Genomic DNA, 21,160 nt, shown 5'->3' with positions numbered 1-21,160 from the left:
CAAACATGGCAAGGAGGAGTAGCCAATATGTTGAATAAAATGGGTAAAACGGTCGTCGCCACCCTCGGCATCCTGCTGGGGGCCTCTGTGGCGCTCGCTGACGAACCGACGCGCACGATCACTGTCGCGACGGAGGGCGCCTATGCCCCGTGGAACTTCACGGAGGCCGGCGGCAAGCTCGCCGGCTTCGAGATCGACATGCTGGAGGATATCTGCCCGCGCATGAAGGTGAAATGCGATATCGTCGTGCAGGACTGGGACGGCCTGATCCCGGCGCTGAATGCCGGCAAGTTCGATGCCATCGTCGCCGGCATGCTGATCACGGAGGAACGCCAGAAGGTCATCACCTTCTCGCGCAACTACGGCACGGGTTCGGCCGCCTTCCTGGTGCGCAAGGATTCGCCGCTCGCAAATATGCCCGTCGGCAAGAAAATCGACATGGGAACGGAGAAGGAGGCGGCCAGGGCCGCGGCCGCCGCGATGCTGCCCTTCATGGAAAGCACGGTAATTGGCGGCCAAGGTTCGACGACGACCGCGCAGATCATGGCTGAGTTGTTCCCCGGCATCGAGTTCCGCGAATACAAGACGACCGAACAGCACGACCTCGACCTCGAAGCCGGCCGCCTCGACGGTGTGTTGGCCTCGCCGGTCGCGCTTGACCGCACGCTCGAAAAGATCGGCACGGATCAGGTGACCTTCGCTGGCACCGAATTCACCGGTGGCCCGCTCGGCGGCGGCCAGGCCGTCGGCCTGCGCCAGTCGGACACCGAACTGAAGAAGCTGTTCGACGACGCGATCAACGCGGCGATCGCCGACGGGACGCTGTCGCGTCTCGCGGCAAAGTGGTTCAAGCGAGACATCTCGCCGAAGGAGTAAGCGGGACACGCCCAGCATGCCCTACCCGTCCCGGGCCCCGCTCGCCGCGCGGCCCGGGACGGGCGCCGGTTCGGCGATCAGCTGGCGCCTCCTGCAGCCGAACATCAGGCGAAGCGTCACAGCCCCTCCTCCTTGGCGTAAGCGGCAAGAAGATCCGGAAAATCCTTCTCCGAATCCTTCGTCAGCAATGCGCGCGTTGTGATGGCGTCGATGTGATGCTCCATCAGGGCGCAGGCTTTTTCCCGGTCGTTTTCGGCGAGAGCGGCGATCAGTTCACGGTGCTCCGACACGGCACAATCCGGTGAATGCGGCCGGCCATAAAGCGACAGGATAAGGGATGAACGCGAAACAAGCTCCGTCACATAGCGCGACAGCACGTCGTTTTCGGTCAGCGTTGCGAGAAGGACATGAAACTCTCCCGCAAGCTGGATCGAAGTTGCCTTATTGTTGACTCTCGCGTTGTCTTCCGCTTCGACATGCGCCTTCAACTGCCGGATCTGCTGTGGCGTCAGTTTGCCGATCAAGCTGTCGACCACCAGTGATTCCAATGCCCGTCGCACGGCGAAAATATTGCGCCCGTCTTCCAAGCTGGGCTGTGCGACACAGGCGCCCTTGCGCGGGCGCAGTTCGATCAAGCCTTCGCCATTCAGTCGGGCCAGAGCCTGCCGGACGATGGTGCGGCTGACGCCAAGCCGTTCTCCGATCGAATCTTCCGGGAGCTTCGTTCCCGCGGCCAGCGCCTGGTCGAGGATGGCGCGCTTCAAGGTGCGATAGACAGCATCGGACTTGGATATCGCGGATTTCTGATTTTTGTCTTCGGGTGCCATGATCGTCCTGAACCAAATCCAAGCATACCGTAAAAAAAGCGGCTGCCGAGCCACGAACCGCAAACAACTATCACCGCATCGGCAAGCCGGTAAAGTCGGGCCGCTTTGTCTCGATCTCCGCGGACAACGCTCGCGGCGTCTTCACGGCTTGAACGCCTCATAGCTCGGCGGGAAGATGTCCTCTACCACAGGATGCCGCCAGGTTCTCTCCGGGTAGCGTCCGATAAGCCGCTCGAGCTGGGCCTGCGCACGCCGATGGGCCGCCTCGAAGTCGAAACCGGGAATCATGCGGTCGGCCATGACGGTTCGCCCGGCGATGATCACCGAGTGGACATCCCGGCCGCTCGCCGAGGTCATCAGACAGGCGATGGGATCGATCACCTGTCCAAGGCGATCGTGCGAAAGGTCGATTACGACGATATCCGCAGTCGCGCCAGGCTGCAGGCGCCCGAGATCGGCACGGCCAAGCGCATCAGCGCCACCGAGCGTCGCCGCATCATAGAGATCGGCCGATTTCAGCGCTTCCATGTCGGCCGCCATCACGCGGCCGAGCATCAGCCCTATCTGCATGTTGAGGATCATATCCGGCGGCCAGGTGTCTGTGCCCATGCCGATGCGCAGACCCTGCCGGCGAAGCCCGGAGAAATGATTGAGCGCCGCCCCGTGTCTGGCCATCACCAACGGACAATGCACCACCGTCGCGCCGGAACCGGCGATAATCTCAAGATCCTGACGATCGGCATGAGTTCCATGCGGCAACAAGGCTCTTTCGAAGAGAAAGCCGATATCGTCAAGCCAGCGCGCGGATGACGTGCCGAAGCGGCGTCGGATTGTCTCAACCTCGAATTCCGACTGGCAGCAGTGCAACCGCACCGGAACGTCCAGATCCCGCGCCGCGTCGGCGGTCCTTTTCAGCAAATCAGCGGTCCAGAACTCGATGCGATCCGGGCAGAGCATCGTTCGCACCAGGCCGCCATAGGAACGTTCATGGGTCGCGCAAAAGGCGACCGCCTCTTCCAACCCTCGCGCGCCGCGCTGCTCGTCGATCTCGAGGACGAGCGTGCCATTTGCCTCCACGACCGAATGACCGGCGCGGAAGGCCGGCCCGAGATAAACGCGGAGCCCAAGATCGGCGGCGCTTTCGGCCGCCGATGCGAATTCGTCCGGCGTTTCCTGCCAGGCGCGATAAAACAGCGAGGCAATCGGAAGCGCTGTGGTGATGCCGTTGCGGATCAGTTGCGCGAACGCATATCGCTTCTGAAACGCCAACTCCTCGCGGCTCAGCATTTCGACCGGGCCGGCTTCGACGTAGTCACGCGGCCATACCCGCCCCTTCTTCCAGCCCGGCTGGTGGTCGAGGCCGAGGACGCCCGTGTCGAGATCGGACAACGCGTCGAGATCGACGAAGCCCGGGCCGATGAGCGCCATACCGTAGTCGACCCGGCGCGTGACCGGGCCGTCATAGCGATGGCCGACAAACAGAATGCGATCGTTCTCGAAGACGACCTCGCCGTTTTCGTAGAGGACATGACGGCCGTCGCGATGACCGACGACCCAACGCGCGGTTAGCAGCGTCGGTCCTAGGCCCTGCTCTGGGCTAGCGCTAGTCGACATGTGGCAGGTCTCCGGCTGGTACGCCGTCGCGGACGAGGATGCGTCCGCGACGAACGACGGTCCGCTTCTGCGGGGTCAGCGCGACAGCTTCCGCAAGTGTGCGCGCAGGAACCAGCACGAGATCGCCGTAAGAGCCTTCGGAAAGGCCGTAACCCGCAAGCCCGATGCCTTCCGCGCCACCAAAGGTGCAGACGCGCGCGGTCTCTTCCAGATCAGCATCGTTGGCCATGCCATTACGCTGCGCCAGATATTTCGCCCGTTCGAGCATATCGCCATTGCCCCATGGCTCCCATGTTCCCTGAATTCCATCGGAACCGGAGGCGACAATGACTCCGGACTGGCGCATCAGCCGCAGCGGTAAAGCCGGGGCAGAAGGACTGCCAACCGTCATCACCGCGATCCTTTCGGCCGCGAGCGCCTCGATCAACGACCGCTGGCGCCCTGGCTCCAGCATTCCCAGGCAATAGGCATGGCTGACCATGACGCGCCCTTGCAAAGACAAGGCGCGGGTCCGCTCCAGGATCAGTTCGAGGCAGAAGGCGCCCAGCTCTCCCGCTTCATGCAGGTGAATGTCGATTGGTTTGCCATAGCGTTCCCCCAGTGCGAAGATCGCATCGAGATGGCGCACCGGATCGCGCTCGATGCTGGCGGGGTCGATACCGCCGACGATATCTGCGCCCGCCTTCAGCGCCTCCTCCATCAGCGCCAGCGTGCCATCGCGCATCAACATGCCGCTTTGCGGAAAGGCGACGATCTGCACGTCGACCAGATCTCGCAGGGCGTTGCGGGTTTCAACGACACCCTCGATATTGGCAATGCCGATTTCGGTATCCACGTCGACGTGGCTGCGGATATGCAGGACGCCGAAGGCCAGCGTCTGCATGATCTGGCGGAACGATTGCCTGCGTGCGTCGATGCCGAGTTCCCGCTTGGCTTGCCGGTCAGCCAGAATCCGGTCGTTGCGCGTCGGCCCGACGCGGTTCTCGAACCAGCCCATGCCGACCAGCGTCTTGTCCAGATGCGTGTGCGCCTCGACAAGACCCGGCAGGGCGATCCGACCTTTGCCGTCGATCTCCAGCGCCGCGTCGATCTGCCGTCGCGCAAAACGACCATCGCGGATGTAAAGGTCGGTCGGCTCACCGCCGAACGGCCTGACGTGACGAATGAGAATGTCTGCGGCCATTTTCTATCTCTCGCTGCTTCCTGTCATCGTCGGTGCGGCATTATGCGAGCTGCGCCCGCTTCATCATCATGCGGAAGGCGCGCTCGGCGCGATCCAGAATCGCGCCCTCGTCGTGGCCGACAATCGTGCGCGAGCGCATGAGGACACGGCCGCCGACGATGGTTGTGTCCACGTCCGCGCCATTGGCGAAGCGCGCCAGCCTCTGCAGCGGATGCAACGGCGGCCAGAGGTGCGGCTGGCGCATGTTGACGAGAATGATGTCGGCGCGCTTGCCCGCCTCCAGCGAGCCGATTTCGTTTTCCATCGACAATGCGCGTGCGCCCTCGATGGTCGCCATTTCCAGAAGCTGCATCGGCGGCAAGACGCTGTCGTCGCGGAAATGCCGCGCATGATAGCGGTGCGCCTGAAACATGTTGCGGAACATGTCGAAGGATCGGTCGGGCGCGGCGGCATCCGTTCCGAGCGATACGGTCACGCCGCCTTCCATCAACTCGGTCGCGGGGCAACGGCCTGAAACCGACATCAAGGCGCTCGGATTGTGGGCGACCTTTGCGCCGGTGCGCTTCAGTACCGCCACATCTTCATCGGTCAGATCGATGCAATGGGCGAGAAGCGAGCTTTGGTCGAAGAGGCCGAGCCGCGCGTCATTGGCGGCGAGGGAGCCGTCGCGATGCCCGTCCTGAACCAAGGCCACCCCTTTCTCCCGCGCCAGATCGCGCGTCTTGCATGACAGATCGAATACGCTTTCGTTCTTCAGTTCGCGCGCGTCGAACACTGGAAGGGAAATGGCAAGCTGCAAGCGATCGTGCCGTCCCGCCCAAGTGTCGATCAGTTCGGCGCAGACGGCGAGTTGCGATTCCGGCGAAACTGCGATTTCGGTATACGATCTTTGGATGTAATTGCGGTATATATGAATGGCAGTAGGCCGGTTGGGGCCGACGGCAAGCACCTCCCGCACACCCATGTCGGCAATGGCAGCCAGATGCGCCTCGGCAGCTTCCGGCACTTCTGTCCGCATGATGTCCGGTCCGCCGCCAAACAGGAGAGCAGCGGTGGTCGTGCCGCATTTTATGCGTTCGCAGGCGGACAAGGCCGCTTCCGCCGCCCAGAATTCGGGATCGGTCGCCTCTGCATAGATGCGGCCAGTCACGGTCATCCACTCTTCGGAATCGTCGCCCAGCCCCTTCGTCAGCGTGTGTCCGGCGTGAGCATGCGTATCAATGAGGCCGGGCATGACGACCATGCCCGAAGCATCGATGTGCTCCACGTCCGGGCCTGCCGCAAGCGCACCGTCGCCGACAGCAACGATCCGGCCGTCTTCGACCAGCACATGCCCTTTGTCGTGAATGCGCCGGTTCTCGCCCATGGTGACAATCACACCGTTTTCAATCAGCAGGTTCTTGGCCATCGAAATCTCCCCCTCCGGTATACCCAAGCGGCTCTTTTTTACGCATACGACGCAAAAAGTGATCCAGCTATCTTGATCTTGTGTACCACACATGTACAGTAATTTCGGGAACAAACGGTATGCAAAAAATACAACAATATGCATACCAAACGTGGGAGAACCCTATGAAGACCTACATGAAAACCCTTTTGGCGGGGCTTGCCGTCATGGTGCCGCTGGCAACGCCGTCGCTTGCGAACACGCTGCGCTGGTCCTCGGCCGGCGACGTCATTTCGTACGACCCCAACGCGCAAGTGGACAGCTTCACCCAGAGCGTCCATCACATGGTGTTCGACCCGCTGGTGCGCCGTAACAAGGACCTCGTGCTCGAGCCGGCGCTCGCCACATCCTGGGAAGTGATCGAGCCGAACCGCTGGCGCTTCAAGCTGCGCCAGGGCGTCAAGTTCCATGAGGGCCAGCCGTTCAATGCCGACGACGTGGTCGCCACCATCCAGCGCCAGATCGACCCCGGCGCGCGCAACCGCGAAAACCTCTCCACCGTAACCGGTGTCGAGAAGGTGGACGAGTATACCGTCGACCTCATACTGCGCGGCCCCTATCCGCTGCTCCTCAACGACCTCGCCGCCATCTACATGATGAGCAAGCCCTGGATGGAGGAGCACGACGCGCTGAAGCCGGGCAATGCTTCGACCGGCGTTGTCACTTACGCCAGCAACCATGCCAACGGCACCGGTGCCTTCAAACTGAAGAGCTACGAGCCGGATTCCCGCTCGGTCTTCGAGGTCAACAAGGGCTGGTGGGACAAGCCGCAGCACAATCTGGACGAAGTCGAGTTTCGCCCAATTGCCTCGGACGCTACTCGCGTCGCGTCGCTGCTTTCCGGTGAAGTCGACATGATCGCGCCCGTACCGCTGCAGGATGCCGATCGCATCGCCGCCACCGAGGGGCTGAAGGTCGTCGAGAACCCGTCGCTGCGCACCATCTTCCTCGTCTTCAGCTACCGGCCGGAGCTTCATGCGGCCCCCGGCAAGCCCAACCCGCTGCTCGACGTGCGTGTGCGTCAGGCCCTGTGGCACGCCATCGACGCCGACACGATCCAGAAGCGGCTGATGCGCGGCAAGTCACGCACGGCCGCCATGCTCGTCGCGCCGGCGGTGACCGGCTACGACAAATCCATCGACGTGCCGCTGCCCTATGACGTCGACAAGGCCAAGGCACTGCTGGCCGAAGCCGGCTATCCAGATGGCTTCAAGACGGGGCTCGGCTGCCCGAACGACCGCTACATCGCCGACGAACAGATATGCCTTGCGGTTGCCTCCATGTGGGCCAAGGTCGGCGTCCAGGCGGAGCTCAGTGTCGAGAGCAAGACGACCTATTTCCCGCGTACCGACAAGGGCGAGTTCGACAGCTATCTTCTCGGCTGGGCCTCCCTGCCACCGATGGACGGCTTCAGCCCACTACAGGCGCTGCTGGCGACCAATGACGGCGTTTTCGGCGGTAGCAATGCCGACGGGCTTTCCAATCCCGAGATCGACAAGCTGGCCCGTGCCGCTGCCGTGGAACTCGACGAGGCCAAGCGCGTCGACCTGCTGAAGCAGGCCTTCCGCATCACCCATGACCAGGTGCTCTACCTGCCGCTCCACCAGCAGCCGGTTGCCTGGGCGATGAGCGACAAGGTCGACATGCCGCAGTTCCCCGACGAATACGTTCGCCCCTGGTTCGCGCAGATCCGGAAGTAACGGCTTTCTCCCGAGGAACGATCCCGGCCGGCGAAAGCCGGCCGGGATCGCATCGCAAAACCGGCCCTATCCCTCCGCTGGCCGATGACGGCGCGGAGGAGGCGGAGCGAAGCGGCCGGTTTTCCGCCCCATTCGGGCTCGATCGCTCCCGCGCAAGGACTATCCGATGATCAGACTTCTCTCGGTCAGGTTGCTCCAGGCCGTCCTCGTAATGCTTGCCGTGGCGGCCATTGCCTTCGTCATGTTCCGTTTCGTCGGCGATCCCGTCGCCGCCATGGTGCGCGAGGGTGCAACGCAGGCGGAAAAAGACACGCTGCGCGCGGCGCTCGGCCTCGACAGGCCAGTCCTGGTGCAGTTCGTCAATTTCGTCGGCCAGGTGCTGACCGGCGATCTCGGTACAAGTTTTCGCTACCAGCAACCCGTGACGAGCCTGCTGCTCAGCCGTCTTCCCGCCACGCTGGAACTGGTGGTCGTCGCGACCGTGCTGGCGCTTGCCGTTGGCATTCCGCTCGGCGTGCTCTGCGCGCTGAAGCCGAATTCCTTCCTCTCCCGGCTCACGCAGGCCACGACGCTCGTCGGCATTTCCATGCCCACCTTCGTCACGGGCCTGCTTCTGATCCTCATCTTTGCTGTAAACCTGCGCTGGCTGCCGTCCTCCGGGCGCGGCGATCTCGTCGATCTCGGCCTCTGGCAGACGGGTTTCCTCAGTCTTTCGGGCCTGAAATCGTTGATCCTGCCGTCGATCACGCTGGCGCTCTTCCAGCTTACGCTCATCATGCGGCTGGTGCGCTCGGAGATGATCGACGTGCTGTCGTCGGACTATATCCGCTTCGCCTTCGCCCGCGGCCTTCCGCGCGCCTATATCTACCGGCGGCTCGCACTGCGCAACGCGCTGATGCCGGTCGTCACCGTTACGGGCCTCCAGATCGGCCAGCTCATCGCCTTTGCCATCGTCACCGAAACGGTGTTCCAGTGGCCGGGCATGGGCCTGCTCTTCACCAATGCCGTCGGGTATCCCGACGTGCCGGTGCTTGCCGCCTACCTGCTCTTCGTCGGCTTCCTCTTCGTCATGATCAATATGATCGTCGACATTCTCTACACCTTCATCGATCCGCGCCTGAGGACACGATAATGGCTACGCAATCCCTGATGCACCGGCTTCCGCCGGTTTCCGTGATGATCGCCGGCCTGGTGCTCTTCATCATGCTGATCCTCGTCCTCTTTGCCCCGCTGATCGCGCCGATGGACCCGCGCGACGTCTCTTCCTATTCGCTGATCGACATGGAAATCCCCCCGGCCTTCATGGAGGGCGGCGACCCGCGCTTCCTGCTCGGCACCGACAACCAGGGTCGCGACCTCGTCTCGGTCATCCTGTTCGGCCTCAGGATCTCCGTCGTCATCGGCCTCGGCGCGGTGCTCTTCGCCGCCACGCTGGGGGTGATGCTGGGCCTGATCGCCGGCTTCTTCGGCGGCATCGCCGACGGCATCGTGATGCGCATCGCCGATGTGCTCGTCAGTTTCCCGACGATCCTCGTTGCGCTACTCATCAGCGGCATCGCACGGGCGCAGCTCAGTGCCGATACGATGCTCACCTGGGCGCCGCTCGTGCTGATCTTTTCCATCGCCGTCAACGAATGGGTGCAGTATGCCCGCACGGTGCGCGCCTCGACCATGGTGGAGGTCGCGCGCGACTATGTGCGCGCCGCCAAGGTGATCGGCCTGCCGTCCGGCCGGATCATGGGCCGCCACATCCTGCCGAACGTCATGAGTTCGGTGATGGTCATCGCCACCATCAACCTTGCCGGTGCGATCCTGACGGAGGCAACACTCTCCTTTCTCGGCGCCGGCATGCCGCCGACCTATCCTTCGCTTGGCACGCTGATCCGCATCGGCAACCAGTTCCTGTTCTCCGGCCTCTGGTGGATCGCCGTGATGCCGGCGGCAGTGCTGGTCATCCTCGTTCTCGCCGTCAACGTGATCGGCGACTATCTGCGCGACCGCTTCAACCCGAAACTGATGGCCCGTTGAGATGACCGACACCGCACCCCCCGTCCTCGACATCCGCAACCTCCGCGTCGAATATCCGCTCGCCAACGGCCACACGCTCACGGCCGTCAAGAACATCGACCTCGTGATCCGCCCCGGCGAGATCCACGCCCTCGTCGGCGAATCCGGCGCCGGCAAGACGACGGTCGGCAATGCGCTGATGGGCCTGTTGCAGGCCCCCGGCAAGATCGTCTCCGGTTCCATCGCCATTGCCGGCAAGCCGATCGACCTGCGCACCGGCCGCACCGAAGGCATCGTGCCCGGCCGCGATGTCGGCGCGATTTTCCAGGACCCGATGACGAGCCTCAACCCGCTGTTCACGGTGGAAAGCCAGCTCTGCGAAGGCATGCTTGCACATCTGAAGCTTTCCTCGAAGGAGACGAAGGCGCGGGCGTTGGACCTGCTGAAGGCCGTCGGCCTCCCGGAACCGGAACGCCGCCTTGGCAGCTATCCGCACCAGCTTTCCGGCGGCCAGCGCCAGCGCGTGGTCATCGCCACCGCGCTTGCCTGCGGCCCGAAGCTCATCGTTGCCGACGAGCCGACGACAGCGCTCGACGTTTCCGTGCAGGCGCAAATCCTCAAACTCATCCGCGATCTGGCGGACGAGCGCGGCGTCGGCGTGCTGCTCGTCACCCACAATATGGGCGTCGTCGCCGAGATCGCCGATCGCGTCACCATCATGCAGAACGGCGCGGTCGTCGAAAGCGGCTCCACGCGCGAGGTGCTGACGACCCCGAGGGCCGCCTACGCCCGCACGCTGATCGCCGCGGTGCCGCCGATCGAAACCCGGCTTGAGCGCCTGCCGGTGCCGAGCGAGGAAACGCAGGTGACGCTTGACGCCCGCGCCGCCGTGCGCCGGAAGAGCACGAAGAGCGAAACCGGCAGCCGCGACGACATCGTGCTCTCCGTGCGCGATCTGGCGGTGGAATATGGCGGCCACTCCCTCATCCCCGGCCGCAAAGCCTCCGTCTTCAAGGCGGTCAAGGGCGTCTCCTTCGATGTCCGGCGCGGCGAGATTCTTGGTCTCGTCGGCGAATCCGGCTGCGGCAAGACAACTGTCGCCAACACCATTGCCGGCCTCGTCACCCAGAGTTCGGGTACGATCGACTTTCTCAGCACGGTGCTCGGCGCAAAGCGCGAAAAATCCGTCCGCAAATCCTTGCAGATGGTGTTTCAGGACCCCTATTCGGCGCTGAACCCGCGCCTGCGCATCAATGCCGCCATCGCCGAACCCATCCTGTTCTACAAGCTCGCTTCCAATGCGGATGAGGCCCGGCAGGACGCCAGGACGCTGCTGGAAGCCGTCGGTCTGCCAGCCGATGCCGGCGCGCGTTTCTCGCACGCCTTTTCCGGCGGCCAGCGCCAGCGCATCGCCATCGCCCGTGCGCTCGGGCCGCGGCCGTCGCTGCTCATCTGCGACGAGCCGACATCGGCGCTCGACGTGTCGGTGCAGGCGCAGCTCCTCAACCTCTTGAAAGACCTGCGCGACCTTGCTGGCCTCTCCATGCTGTTCATCAGCCACGACCTCGCGGTGATCCGCCAGATGTGCGACCGCATCGCGGTGATGAAGGCAGGCGAGATCGTCGAGCTTGCCGATACCGAGGCGCTGTTCACTGCGCCGAAGCACGAATACACGAAGGAGCTGCTGCGGCTTGCGCCCTCGCTCGACCGTATCCTTTCGCGGCAGAGCGCCTCGGAATGATCGCCTGCTGATCGAACGGAGACCGCACGTCCAAGGCCGCCAAGGACGGCACCGTCATCGCAATCGACCCCGAACGGCGCATCATCGCCGACGGGTCGGTTGCCAATGAGCACGCCGGGTCGTTGGCGTGGGGCCGACGGGCAACGTTCGTCTGCTTGAAAGATCTTCCCTGAGAGGAATGCCATCCAACCGGACTGGACGGCGCGTGCACTGAGCACGCGGCAAACTGAGTTGCGGCGCCAGCAAACTTTCCTATCGGTTGCTGCTATTCCAATCCCGCGCGGCATGCATGCCCCGCCTCAAAGGCCCAGAACGACCGCTCCCCCCGTCAGCCCTGCTCCGGCGGCGGTCAACAGCAGCCTTTCTCCCGAAACGAGCGGTTTTTCCTGATGCGCAATCGACAGGGAAAGCGCGATGGTCGCGGCGGAAGAATTCCCATAGTCCTCAATCGTTCGCACGGTTCTCTGCGGGTCGATGCCCAGATTGCCGCAGACGGCGTCGAAAATACGCGCGTTCGCCTGATGCGGCACAAAGCGGCCGACATCCATGGCCCCAAGCCCGGCTTGGGCGAGCGCCCGGCTGCCGCAAGATGTCATCATCGCTACTGCCTGCGTAAACATCTCGCGCCCATCGCGCATCGTCATCAGGAAATCTTCCGTCGCCATGCCCGGCGCGAAGGGCCGGTTGCTGCCGCCGGCGGCGATCGAGATCAGATCGTAGCGGCTACCGTCGGAGGCGAGATCGACCCCGAGCAGGCCTTTTTCGGGGTCATCAGAGGGCGCGAGCACGATCGCGCCGGCCGCATCGGCAAAGAGCACGGCACTCGCCCTTTCCGCCGGGTTGATCCGGCGGCTGAGGATATTGGCCGCGACGACGAGCACCGGTTTTCCCTGCGCACGAACAAAGCCGTCGGCGAGCGCCAGTGCGTAAAGGAAGCCCGAACAGGCACCGGCAAGGTCGAGCGCGCCGGAATTGGGGAGCCCGAGCCGATGCGCAAGCAGCGGTGCCGAAGGCGGCAGCAAGTGATCCGGCGTCGAGGTCGCGAGCAAGGTCAGGGCTATGTCGCCCCGAGCCACGGCCGCATCCTCGAGGGCAGCCTCGCCCGCTTGCGCTGCAAGATCTGTGAGGGTATCCCCCGCCTCGACCCAGTGTCGCGCCCGAATGCCCGTCCGGCGCTCGATCCAACCCGGCTCCAGACCGAGTTTCATTTCAATCTCGGCATTTTCGACGCGCCGCGTCGGCACGGCATGGCCGAAGCCGGCAAGGCGGGAGGAGCGGACGACGGTCATAGGTGCCCCGCCGTAAAGACCGATGCCGCCTCATCGATCGCGTCGTATGCCCGATCGAGATCGGCATCCGTCACGCAATAGGGCGGCATCAGATAAATGACATTGCCGAGCGGGCGGATCAAAAGCTTGCGTTCGCGGAAGAAGGCCCTCAGCCTTGGACCGGCCTCCGACAGGTAGCCGCTCACAGGAACATCGAGATCGAGCGCGGCGATGGTGCCTGCCTGGCGGACATCACGGAACCGCGGATCGGCGGCAAAGCGTGCCAATCGTTCCTGCTGTTTCTCCGTGAGCGCGCCAATACGCTCGCGCACCGGCTCCGTCTTCCAGATCGCAAGGTTGGCGACCGCAGCCGCACACGCGATCGGGTTGGCCGTATAGGAGCTCGAATGGAAGAACGTCTTGCGGCGGTCCTCAGAAAGATGGGCGTCGAAGATTTCGGCCGTGCAAAGGGTCGCCGCTAGCGGCAGTGCACCACCGGTCAATCCTTTCGACGTGCATAGAATATCGGGCACTATTCCCGCCTGCTCACAGGCAAAAAGACTACCCGCCCGCCCCCATCCGGTCATCACTTCGTCAGCGATCAGCAGGCTGCCATGACGTTCGGCGATCCGCTTCAGTTCAGCAAGAACGCTGGCGTGGTACATTTTCATTCCGCCGGCGCCGAGAACCAGCGGCTCGATCAGCAATGCCGCCACCTGACCGGAGACGCAGCACGCCTCGAACGCGTCGAGCGTCTCCTGTTCGCGACCGGCTTGCGGAAACGGCAGCCGGTCGACGGCAAACAGAAGCGGCTGATAAGCGGCGTTGAAGACGCCGCGCTCTCCGGCCGACATCGTGCCGATCGTGTCACCGTGGTAACCGTGTTCCATCACGCAGATGCGGCCGCGTGGCGCTCCGGCATTGTGGAAGAAGCCAAGCGCCATTTTCAGCGCGACCTCCACTGCGGTCGAGCCGCTGTCGGAGTAGAATACATGTTCAAGTCCGGACGGCGCGATCGCGATCAGGCCCTTCGCAAGCTCCTCCGCCGGCTCGTGGGTATATTCGGCGAAGATGACCTGATCATAGGTTTCCGAGGCGTCGCGGATCGCCTCCATGATCGCCGGGTGCCGGTGCCCGTGGGTGATGACCCACCAGGACGAGATCGCGTCGACGATCCGCGAACCGTCCTCGCCGATGAGATAGGCACCTTCCGTCCTTGCGATGCGCTTCATCGCCGGCTCCAGCGCGTGCTGGGTGAAGGGATGCCAGACCGGGGAGCGTTTCATGCCAGCGCCTCACGGAAACAATCCATATCGAAACGATCGCGAAACGCTTGCCTCAGACCGTCCGGCGTCAGCGGATCGAGCCGCGGTAGCCGGCCCAGCGATCGGACACGCCCGAGCTTGGCGATGATGTTCTCGGTGTCGGCCTGTGCGTCGCCGATGAAGGCGACACCAAGGATCGGGATCGCGCGGTGACGAAGCGCTTCAAGCGACAGCAGCGTGTGATTGATGGTCCCAAGCCCGGTGCGGGCGCACAGGATGACGGGCAACTGCCAGAGCGCGAAGAGATCGGCAAACACCGTCCGTTCCGTCAGCGGCACCAGCAGGCCGCCCGCCCCTTCGATGACGAGCGGCAGGCCTGTCGGAGGCGGCGAAAGCCTTTCTGGAATGATGGAGACGCCGTCGATCCTGGCAGATAGATGCGGCGAGGCGGGCGTCGTTAGCCTGTAGCCCTCCGGCAGGATGCGAGCGGGCGGTATTCGGCCGAGCCGCCGCACCGTTTCGCTGTCCGTTTCACCGTCAAGACCGGACTGCACCGGCTTCCAGTAGCAGCCCGCAAGTGCATCGGTGAGTGCTGCGGCAAACACAGTCTTGCCGACACCCGTATCCGTGCCGGTAACCACGAAGCGGGGCATCATGGCCGCTCCTCCGCGATCGCGATCTTGAGCCGCTCAAGCATCGACGAAATCGTCGGCCTGTCGACGTTGAGCGTGATCGCGAGCCTTAGGCGCGCGGTACCTTCGGGAACGGTCGGTGGACGGATCGCCCGGATATCGAAACCTTCCGCGCGCATGCGTGCCGCGATCCTGACCGCACGGCCATTGTCGCCGATCATCACCGGCAAGATCTGCGATCCGCTGCCCGCAACGCCGAGCTTTGCGGCAAGCGCCTCATTGGCAAAGGCGCGCAGCTCTTCGAAATCCACCCGGCGCTGCGGTTCGTCCGCCAGCATTCTCAGTGCCTCGCGAACGGCGACGGCCATCAACGGCGACGGAGCTGTCGAGTAGATGAAGCCGCGCGCGCGGTTGACGAGATAGTCGCAAAGCACCCGGTTCGCGCCAAGCAGGGCGCCGGAAGACCCGAGCGCCTTGCCGCAGGTGTGCACGACAACGACGTTCTCCCGGCCCTCCAGCTCTGCCGAAAAGCCGCGGCCGCCGCGACCGAAAACACCAGTCGCGTGCGCCTCATCGATCACGAGAAAGCCGTCATGGCGATCTGCGAGTTCGGCGAGTTCCGCCAGAGGCGCCCGGTCACCGTCCATCGAATAGAGACTTTCGACCGCAATCCACGGATGCCCCGTTCCGCCGGCACTGCGCCATTGCCGGAGTGCATTCGCGAAGGCGTCGACGTCGTTGTGCCTGACGGCCAGCGCCTGCGCCTTGCTCGCCGCGATGCCCTCATGGGCGCTCGCATGGATCAGTGCGTCGTGAATGATGATGTCGTCGCGCTGTGGCAGGGTGGAGAACAGCGCGGCATTGGCGGCATAGCCGCTGCCGAAATAGAGCACCCGCTCCGTGCCGAAGAAGTCGGCCGCTTCGGCCTCCAGCGCCTCGTGCTCCGCATGGTTGCCGCGCAGCAGCCGCGATCCGCCGGCGCCGACTGGCACACCGCAGTCAATCGCGGCAGCGACGGCAGCCTTCAGGCGCGGCGAATTGGCAAGCCCGAGATAGTCGTTCGAGGTGAAATCGACGCCGGCCTGGGCCACGAGCCACCGACGACGCCCCTTGCGGTCGAGCCCCGCCAGCGTCCTCTTGTAGCGGCCGAGGGCCTCCGGGATCATTGGGCCGGCTCCAGCTCCATCGGTTTCAATCCAAGGCGGCGGAAAAGCGCCGCATCGTGATCCTCACCGGGGTTGTCGGCGGTCAAAAGCGTCTCCCCGACGAAGATCGAATTAGCCCCGGCGAAGAAACAGAGCGCTTGCATCTCGTCGGTCATGTCGGTGCGACCGGCCGAAAGACGGACATGGGACTGCGGCATCAGGATGCGGGCGAGCGCGATCGTGCGGACGAAATCGATCGGATCGACCGGCGGCGCATCGGCGAGCTTCGATCCAGGGATCGGAATCAGCATGTTGATCGGCACGCTTTCAGGGGCCATGGGAAGATTGGCGAGCGTCACAAGCATGGAGACACGGTCGTCGACGGTTTCGCCCATCCCCAGGATACCCCCGGCGCAGACTTTGATGCCGGCCTCGCGCACGTTGGCGAGCGTTTCGAGACGGTCGGCAAAGGTTCGGGTGGTGATGATCTCGCTGTAGAAACGTTCGGACGTATCGACATTGTGATTGTAGTAGTCGAGGCCAGCATCTGCGAGCGACGCCGTCTGCGCCGGCGACAGCATGCCGAGCGTCATGCAGGTCTCCATACCGAGCGCCTTGACGCCGCCCACCATGGCGACGATCGCCTCCATGTCGCGATCTTTCGGGCTGCGCCAGGCTGCCCCCATGCAATAGCGGGTGGCGCCGCCCGCCTTGGCTTTACGGGCCTCCGCGATCACCCTTTCGACTTCCATCAATTTCGAGGCCTTGAGCCCGGTCGGATAGTGCGCCGACTGGCTGCAATAACCGCAATCCTCCGCGCATCCGCCGGTCTTGATCGACAGCAGCCGGCTCATCTGCACGGCATTCGGATCGAAATGCGCGCGGTGGACGGTTTGCGCGCGAAAGAGGAGGTCGTTGAAAGGGAGATTATAGATTTTTCTCGCTTTATCGAGATTCGAGCTCTCATCGGCGGTCGGGGAGTTGGCCGGAACTCCCTCGTTCTGCACACCTGCATCCAGCATAAGTTGATCGCCCTCGTTGTTGCATCCGTATTATAGATAGAATCTGATATTATCTATAATTCTTCCTCGGCAGCGGAGACGCAACCAACTGAAGGGCGAGGCAGCAGATGACTTCAACCATAGAAGGTATTGGAAGGGGCTGACTGACTGTCGCGGCTGTCCAACCGGAACCCCAAAACGCTTTAAAAAACAGCGTTCCGAGCGCCGTCCGTCAGCCGACGATAGCAAAGGCATTCCGCGTGGAACCGGAGGCGTTTTTGACCGGTTTCTGCCCGATCCACTGGACATGGCGCTCCAGGACTGCGGCCGCATTTTCGATCTTGCCCTGCCGAAGGAAGGCGAGAATTGCTCGGTGGTCATGGTCCGTCCGCACCTCCCATTCCGACCGCCAGGTCGAAAACAGGAAGCGGGCGCTGACAGCATGCAAATCGTCGATCGCGGCAAGCAGACGTGGCATACCGCACGGCGTCAGTAGCAGCCGGTGAAAGCGCCGGTTCGCCTCCTCCCAGGAGCGCACATCGCGGGAATTGTCCGCGGCGACCGTCGCCTCTTCAGCCAGATCGAGGATCGCCGGCGTCAGGTGCGGGGCCGCATGACGCAGCGCCAGAACTTCGAGCGCGGCGCGCATTTGTGCGACCTCGCGAAGCTCCTTGAGATCGAATGAAGCGACGCGCACGCCACGACGCGGTTCGCTAATGGCGAGACCCTGCGCCTCCAGCCTGCGGAAGGCCTCGCGCACGGGCACGTGGCTCGCCCCAAATTCCTCGGCGATATGGTCCTGCCGGAGTTTCGTGCCTGGTTCCAATTGGCCCGTCACGATCCGGTCAGCAAGGATGCGGCTGATGCGGCTGGCAACTGTATCGTCATTGATTGCGGTCATTTTTTATAGATAATTTGCGGCAGCCTTGTTGTCGAGCCAGCTCAAGGAATGTGAGATGGAGGAAAAACAAATGCCCGAGGACGCCGGACCGCGAAAAGTGAACGCCGAATATGCGATTGAGTACCTCCAGGAGCAACCGGAAGCCGGGCTTTGCTGCGAGGATCGGCGCTGGTGGATTACGCCGAACGCAAACGAAACCGATCAGATGGTCCTTAATCTTGATGCGGCTGAGGCTGAGCGGCTCAAGGATGATCCACGCCTGCGACTCGTCTCCGGAATCGCTCATGCGGGCCGGTCGCTCTGGGTCGTTCGAAGAATGACTTAGCTGTGCGCCATGCTCCAACGTCTCTGAGCGCCAGGCTGTGGGTGCATCCACGGCCTGAGCGTTGTTCCTTGCGGCGGCGTTTTCAACCATCATTCTGCTCCAACACTTGACAGAGTGCGGCTATCGTCGTTCAACTCGTTCATTCACCAGGGGAGTCCCGACAAGGGGCTGAGATATTGCTGGGCGGATCGGCTCTTTCGACCGCAGCGCAATGACCCGTTGAACCTGATCCAGTTCATGCTGGCGTAGGGACGGTGGGAACGACGGCAGTCGCGACAGCTCCTTTTTTGCGATCGCGTGGACGGGTCTCTATCTTTCCAGCTCCAGGATCTGGGTCTCCAAATGTCAACGTTGGAGCCAGCCAATGGTTTTTTCAGATGCCGTAGACGAGCCAAACTTCGGGCATAGGCAGCTACACTCACGGACGTTAGCGCGCCGGCGCACGGGTGAATGGTGCTGCAGCGCCGGCCAGGCAACGGCTCGAACGGCTGCCAAATGAGGCCGGTGCTGATCAAGGGAGCGGGTGTCGTCGGTCTTGTCACTGCCTACGAGCTGGCACGACGCGGCATTGATGTCGACGTTGTCGAACAGGCCCAACACATTGGCGCCGGGGCATCCTGGTTTGCCGGCGGCATGCTGGCGCCCTGGTGTGAGCGCGAGAGTGCCGACGAGAGGGTCGAACGCGTCGGTGCGACAGCCATCGAGTGGTGGAAGGCGGCGCTGCCCGGCAAAGTCGCGCAAGAGGGCACACTCGTCGTCGCCGCCGCGCGTGACACCCGCGAACTCGATCGCTTCGCGACGCGAACCACCGGGCACAGATGGCTGGATGCAGAAGAGATAGCCGAGCTGGAACCGGATCTCGCCGGTCGTTTCGCGCGTGCGCTCTACTTCCCCAGGGAAGCCCATCTCGATCCGAGAGAAGCGCTGTCGTCACTCCGTGACACATTGATGGCCATGGGCGTGCGTTTTCACTTCGGCCAGACGACCGATGCCACCGTCAGCCACCGTTTCGATTGGCGTATCGATTGCACCGGCCGTGCCAGGCTCCCGGATGATGCCGCCCTGCGGGGCGTGCGCGGCGAGATGCTCTATCTGCGCACCGGCGACATTCAACTGTCGCGCCCAGTGCGCTTCCTGCATCCACGACACCCCCTCTACGTCGTTCCACGCCGCCAGGGTCTCTTCATGGTCGGGGCAACAATGATCGAGAGCGAAACGTGCGGCCCTATTGCTGCACGCTCGCTGATGGAACTCTTGAACGCCGCCTACGCCCTGCACCCAGCCTTCGGCGAGGCGGAGATCACCGAGACCGGGACTGGTGTTCGCCCTGCCTATCCCGACAACCTGCCGAGGATCACCCGAAGCGGCTCGACCTTTTGCGTGAACGGTCTGTATCGACATGGGTTCCTGCTCTCGCCAGCCCTTGCGCACGACGTTGCCGAATGTCTGCTCAACCCGAACCACCAATCGGAGTTCCATGATGAATCTTAACGTCAATGGCGACGAGCACGAGATCGCCTGCTCGACGCTCGCCGAACTGATGGCGGCACTCGACTATGAAGGAAGCTGGCTGGCGACTGCGGTCAACGGCGAACTCGTTCACGCGGCCGACCGCGATGGCTGGCGTCTGCGCGACCATGACCGCATCGAAATCCTCTCACCGATGAAAGGTGGCTGAACATGCTGCAAGTCTACGACACGGAAATCACCTCCCGACTGCTCCTGGGCACAGCAGGCTATCCATCGCCAGCCGTGCTTTCGGACGCCGTGCGGGCTTCACAGACACAAATCATCACCGTCTCCTTGAGACGCGAAACGGCCGGCGGCAAAGCGGGCGGTGCGTTTTTCGACCTGATCCGCGAGCTCGGGACGAAAATACTGCCGAACACGGCCGGCTGCCACACCACCAAGGAGGCGGTCCTCACCGCCAAGATGGCGCGCGAGGTGTTCAGGACGAACTGGATCAAGCTCGAAGTGATCGGCAATCACGACACGCTGCAGCCGGACGTGTTCGCGCTGGTCGAAGCCGCACGGATCCTTTCGAACGAGGGCTTCGAGGTCTTTCCCTATACGACCGACGATCTTGTCGTCGCCGAGCGCCTGCTGGAAGCTGGCTGCCGCGTGTTGATGCCCTGGTGTGCGCCGATCGGCAGTGCCATGGGACCGCAAAATCTGCCCGCCTTGCGGTCGATGCGCGCGCATTTCCCTGATGTGCCGCTGATTGTCGATGCCGGCATCGGCCGCCCTTCGCATGCGACGACGGTGATGGAGCTCGGTTTCGATGCCGTGCTCCTGAATACCGCGGTGGCTGGTGCGGGAAATCCGGCCCTGATGGCATCGGGTTTTGCCAAGGCGATCGAGGCCGGTCGCCAGGCTTTTGAAGCCGGCATGCTCGAACCGCGCGACATGGCGGTCCCCTCCACCCCGGTGATCGGAAAGGCGGTCTTCTCATGAGGCTCGACCCCTTCTACCTCATTGTCGACAGCGCTGGGTGGATCGAACGCCTCGTTCCAATCGGGGTCAGGCTGGTCCAACTTCGCATCAAGGAGAGACCTGATAGCGAGGTTCGTAGCGACATCCGCATCGCCAGGACCATATGCGACAGGCACGGTTGCCAACTTGTCGTCAACGACCATTGGCGCCTAGCAATCGACGAGGGCTGCGATTTCGTTCATCTCGGTCAGGAAGATCTGGCGCAAGCCGATGTGGCCGCGATCCGTGGGGCCGGACTGAAGCTCGGCATCAGCACGCATGACGAGGCCGAACTCGACATGGCGCTCACAGTCAGACCCGACTATGTCGCGCTGGGGCCGGTCTATCCGACCGTTCTCAAAGAGATGAAGTGGAGGCCGCAGGGCCTTGCCCGCCTCGCCACATGGAAAGAGAAAATCGGATCGACCCCGCTGGTTGCGATCGGTGGACTGAACATTGAACGCATTGATGGCGTCCTCACCCATGGCGCGGATTGCGCCGCGGTCGTGACCGATATCACACGTAGCCAGGATCCCGAGGGCCGAACAAGACAATGGATCGCAGCAACCTCAAGATGGCGCATGGCGCCCTCGACCGACAGGGTCTTAGGAAAGCCAGGCCGGCCTTCTCCTTGTCCGAAGTAGGGTGCCCAGGAAGGTCCTGGGGCCCTGCTCAGGATGTGGTCGACAGGCAGCTCCCCAACGTCGGAAGCGATCTGCGGGGCTAACGCGGTGCTTCCATAGTTCGGCGCAGGTC

Annotated in this window: 20 protein-coding genes and 1 riboswitch; of the genes, 9 read left to right on the top strand and 11 right to left on the bottom strand. The window is 63.2% G+C overall.

The features are described from left to right. The first annotated feature begins 27 nt into the window (after nucleotides 1-27). Nucleotides 28-876: a transporter substrate-binding domain-containing protein gene (locus tag BC363_RS09320; RefSeq protein ID WP_065781987.1), complete on the top strand. Its 849-nt coding sequence runs from the start codon at nucleotides 28-30 to the stop codon at nucleotides 874-876. Nucleotides 877-992: 116 nt separating this feature from the next. Here the strand turns inward: BC363_RS09320 and BC363_RS09315 are convergent, their stop codons facing one another. From BC363_RS09315 to BC363_RS09300, 4 genes are all read right to left on the bottom strand, one after another. Next, on the bottom strand, nucleotides 993-1,703 hold the full coding sequence (locus BC363_RS09315; protein WP_065781989.1) for a GntR family transcriptional regulator: 711 nt from the start codon (nucleotides 1,701-1,703) through the stop codon (nucleotides 993-995). 141 nt (nucleotides 1,704-1,844) lie between these two features. Then, complete coding sequence (locus BC363_RS09310; RefSeq protein WP_065781991.1) at nucleotides 1,845-3,317, bottom strand: amidohydrolase family protein; 1,473 nt, start codon at nucleotides 3,315-3,317, stop codon at nucleotides 1,845-1,847. Continuing rightward, nucleotides 3,307-4,500 (bottom strand): amidohydrolase, encoded by a 1,194-nt coding sequence (locus BC363_RS09305; RefSeq protein WP_065781993.1) that lies wholly within the window; start codon nucleotides 4,498-4,500, stop codon nucleotides 3,307-3,309. The genes BC363_RS09310 and BC363_RS09305 overlap by 11 nt, the downstream gene beginning before the upstream one ends. A 40-nt stretch (nucleotides 4,501-4,540) precedes the next feature. After that, nucleotides 4,541-5,908, bottom strand: a complete 1,368-nt coding sequence (locus tag BC363_RS09300) for an amidohydrolase family protein (protein WP_065781995.1) — start codon at nucleotides 5,906-5,908, stop codon at nucleotides 4,541-4,543. A 164-nt stretch (nucleotides 5,909-6,072) separates the two neighbouring features. Between BC363_RS09300 and BC363_RS09295 the strand changes: the two genes are divergently transcribed. The 4 genes from BC363_RS09295 to BC363_RS09280 all read left to right on the top strand — a co-directional run bounded on the left by BC363_RS09295 (nucleotide 6,073) and on the right by BC363_RS09280 (nucleotide 11,395). Continuing rightward, the gene (locus BC363_RS09295) at nucleotides 6,073-7,647 is read left to right on the top strand and encodes an ABC transporter substrate-binding protein (protein ID WP_065781997.1); all 1,575 of its coding nucleotides are present in this window, start codon (nucleotides 6,073-6,075) and stop codon (nucleotides 7,645-7,647) included. A gap of 166 nt (nucleotides 7,648-7,813) precedes the next feature. Next, on the top strand, nucleotides 7,814-8,779 hold the full coding sequence (locus BC363_RS09290) for an ABC transporter permease (RefSeq protein WP_065781999.1): 966 nt from the start codon (nucleotides 7,814-7,816) through the stop codon (nucleotides 8,777-8,779). Continuing rightward, the gene (locus BC363_RS09285) at nucleotides 8,779-9,675 is read left to right on the top strand and encodes an ABC transporter permease (RefSeq protein WP_065782001.1); all 897 of its coding nucleotides are present in this window, start codon (nucleotides 8,779-8,781) and stop codon (nucleotides 9,673-9,675) included. Before BC363_RS09290 ends, BC363_RS09285 begins: the two co-directional genes overlap by 1 nt. A gap of 1 nt (nucleotide 9,676) precedes the next feature. Continuing rightward, entirely contained in the window at nucleotides 9,677-11,395 is a 1,719-nt protein-coding gene (locus BC363_RS09280; RefSeq protein WP_065782002.1) for an ABC transporter ATP-binding protein, read from the top strand. A 299-nt stretch (nucleotides 11,396-11,694) separates the two neighbouring features. Here BC363_RS09280 and BC363_RS09275 read toward each other — a convergent pair whose 3' ends face one another. The 7 genes from BC363_RS09275 to BC363_RS35075 form a co-directional block, all read right to left on the bottom strand. Next, a complete protein-coding gene (locus BC363_RS09275) occupies nucleotides 11,695-12,684 on the bottom strand; it encodes a beta-ketoacyl-ACP synthase III (protein WP_065782003.1) in 990 nt (329 codons plus the stop codon). Beyond that, nucleotides 12,681-13,949: an adenosylmethionine--8-amino-7-oxononanoate transaminase gene (locus BC363_RS09270; protein WP_065782004.1), complete on the bottom strand. Its 1,269-nt coding sequence runs from the start codon at nucleotides 13,947-13,949 to the stop codon at nucleotides 12,681-12,683. Before BC363_RS09270 ends, BC363_RS09275 begins: the two co-directional genes overlap by 4 nt. Next, nucleotides 13,946-14,584, bottom strand: coding sequence for a dethiobiotin synthase (gene bioD / locus BC363_RS09265; protein ID WP_065782005.1), 639 nt, complete (start codon nucleotides 14,582-14,584; stop codon nucleotides 13,946-13,948). The genes BC363_RS09270 and bioD overlap by 4 nt, the downstream gene beginning before the upstream one ends. Then, the gene (locus tag BC363_RS09260; protein WP_065782006.1) at nucleotides 14,581-15,726 is read right to left on the bottom strand and encodes an 8-amino-7-oxononanoate synthase; all 1,146 of its coding nucleotides are present in this window, start codon (nucleotides 15,724-15,726) and stop codon (nucleotides 14,581-14,583) included. Before BC363_RS09260 ends, bioD begins: the two co-directional genes overlap by 4 nt. Beyond that, nucleotides 15,723-16,727, bottom strand: coding sequence for a biotin synthase BioB (gene bioB / locus BC363_RS09255; RefSeq protein WP_065782007.1), 1,005 nt, complete (start codon nucleotides 16,725-16,727; stop codon nucleotides 15,723-15,725). Before bioB ends, BC363_RS09260 begins: the two co-directional genes overlap by 4 nt. Before the next feature lie 211 nt (nucleotides 16,728-16,938). Continuing rightward, complete coding sequence (locus tag BC363_RS09250) at nucleotides 16,939-17,607, bottom strand: GntR family transcriptional regulator (protein WP_065782008.1); 669 nt, start codon at nucleotides 17,605-17,607, stop codon at nucleotides 16,939-16,941. Beyond that, nucleotides 17,591-18,022 carry a hypothetical protein gene (locus BC363_RS35075; RefSeq protein WP_161952446.1) on the bottom strand — a complete coding sequence of 144 codons (432 nt, stop codon included), beginning with the start codon at nucleotides 18,020-18,022 and terminating at the stop codon, nucleotides 17,591-17,593. The genes BC363_RS09250 and BC363_RS35075 overlap by 17 nt, the downstream gene beginning before the upstream one ends. Nucleotides 18,023-18,070: 48 nt before the next feature. Further along, nucleotides 18,071-18,202: riboswitch (TPP riboswitch) on the top strand. Nucleotides 18,203-18,427: 225 nt separating this feature from the next. Here BC363_RS35075 and thiO point away from each other — a divergent pair. Genes thiO through BC363_RS09225 form a run of 4 tightly spaced genes read left to right on the top strand, consistent with a single transcriptional unit; the run spans nucleotide 18,428 to nucleotide 21,048 of the window. After that, entirely contained in the window at nucleotides 18,428-19,423 is a 996-nt protein-coding gene (gene thiO / locus BC363_RS09240; RefSeq protein ID WP_065782140.1) for a glycine oxidase ThiO, read from the top strand. Then, nucleotides 19,413-19,610, top strand: a complete 198-nt coding sequence (thiS, locus tag BC363_RS09235; RefSeq protein ID WP_053248454.1) for a sulfur carrier protein ThiS — start codon at nucleotides 19,413-19,415, stop codon at nucleotides 19,608-19,610. Before thiO ends, thiS begins: the two co-directional genes overlap by 11 nt. Nucleotides 19,611-19,612: 2 nt before the next feature. Beyond that, a complete protein-coding gene (locus BC363_RS09230) occupies nucleotides 19,613-20,386 on the top strand; it encodes a thiazole synthase (protein ID WP_065782012.1) in 774 nt (257 codons plus the stop codon). Further along, entirely contained in the window at nucleotides 20,383-21,048 is a 666-nt protein-coding gene (locus BC363_RS09225; RefSeq protein ID WP_065782014.1) for a thiamine phosphate synthase, read from the top strand. The genes BC363_RS09230 and BC363_RS09225 overlap by 4 nt, the downstream gene beginning before the upstream one ends. The last annotated feature ends 112 nt before the right edge of the window (nucleotides 21,049-21,160 follow it).

It is taken from the genome of Ensifer sp. LC384 (genome assembly GCF_001695865.1).
Taxonomy (GTDB): Bacteria; Pseudomonadota; Alphaproteobacteria; order Rhizobiales; family Rhizobiaceae; genus Ensifer.
Note: the sequence above shows the minus strand (reverse complement) of the source record. Positions and strands in the feature narration are given on the sequence as shown.

Bases quoted from the DNA above. Each gene is read 5' to 3' on its own strand.
- BC363_RS09320 (WP_065781987.1), top strand. From the start codon at position 28: ATGTTGAATAAAATGGGTAAAACGGTCGTCGCCACCCTCGGCATCCTG.
- BC363_RS09275 (WP_065782003.1), bottom strand. From the start codon at position 12,684: ATGACCGTCGTCCGCTCCTCCCGCCTTGCCGGCTTCGGCCATGCCGTG.
- BC363_RS09305 (WP_065781993.1), bottom strand. From the start codon at position 4,500: ATGGCCGCAGACATTCTCATTCGTCACGTCAGGCCGTTCGGCGGTGAG.
- BC363_RS09295 (WP_065781997.1), top strand. From the start codon at position 6,073: ATGAAGACCTACATGAAAACCCTTTTGGCGGGGCTTGCCGTCATGGTG.
- BC363_RS09260 (WP_065782006.1), bottom strand. From the start codon at position 15,726: ATGATCCCGGAGGCCCTCGGCCGCTACAAGAGGACGCTGGCGGGGCTC.
- BC363_RS09310 (WP_065781991.1), bottom strand. From the start codon at position 3,317: ATGTCGACTAGCGCTAGCCCAGAGCAGGGCCTAGGACCGACGCTGCTA.
- bioB (WP_065782007.1), bottom strand. From the start codon at position 16,727: ATGCTGGATGCAGGTGTGCAGAACGAGGGAGTTCCGGCCAACTCCCCG.
- BC363_RS09270 (WP_065782004.1), bottom strand. From the start codon at position 13,949: ATGAAACGCTCCCCGGTCTGGCATCCCTTCACCCAGCACGCGCTGGAG.
- thiS (WP_053248454.1), top strand. From the start codon at position 19,413: ATGAATCTTAACGTCAATGGCGACGAGCACGAGATCGCCTGCTCGACG.
- BC363_RS35075 (WP_161952446.1), bottom strand. From the start codon at position 18,022: ATGGTTGAAAACGCCGCCGCAAGGAACAACGCTCAGGCCGTGGATGCA.
- BC363_RS09315 (WP_065781989.1), bottom strand. From the start codon at position 1,703: ATGGCACCCGAAGACAAAAATCAGAAATCCGCGATATCCAAGTCCGAT.
- BC363_RS09230 (WP_065782012.1), top strand. From the start codon at position 19,613: ATGCTGCAAGTCTACGACACGGAAATCACCTCCCGACTGCTCCTGGGC.
- BC363_RS09285 (WP_065782001.1), top strand. From the start codon at position 8,779: ATGGCTACGCAATCCCTGATGCACCGGCTTCCGCCGGTTTCCGTGATG.
- BC363_RS09280 (WP_065782002.1), top strand. From the start codon at position 9,677: ATGACCGACACCGCACCCCCCGTCCTCGACATCCGCAACCTCCGCGTC.
- BC363_RS09250 (WP_065782008.1), bottom strand. From the start codon at position 17,607: ATGACCGCAATCAATGACGATACAGTTGCCAGCCGCATCAGCCGCATC.
- thiO (WP_065782140.1), top strand. From the start codon at position 18,428: ATGAGGCCGGTGCTGATCAAGGGAGCGGGTGTCGTCGGTCTTGTCACT.
- BC363_RS09290 (WP_065781999.1), top strand. From the start codon at position 7,814: ATGATCAGACTTCTCTCGGTCAGGTTGCTCCAGGCCGTCCTCGTAATG.
- BC363_RS09300 (WP_065781995.1), bottom strand. From the start codon at position 5,908: ATGGCCAAGAACCTGCTGATTGAAAACGGTGTGATTGTCACCATGGGC.
- BC363_RS09225 (WP_065782014.1), top strand. From the start codon at position 20,383: ATGAGGCTCGACCCCTTCTACCTCATTGTCGACAGCGCTGGGTGGATC.
- bioD (WP_065782005.1), bottom strand. From the start codon at position 14,584: ATGATGCCCCGCTTCGTGGTTACCGGCACGGATACGGGTGTCGGCAAG.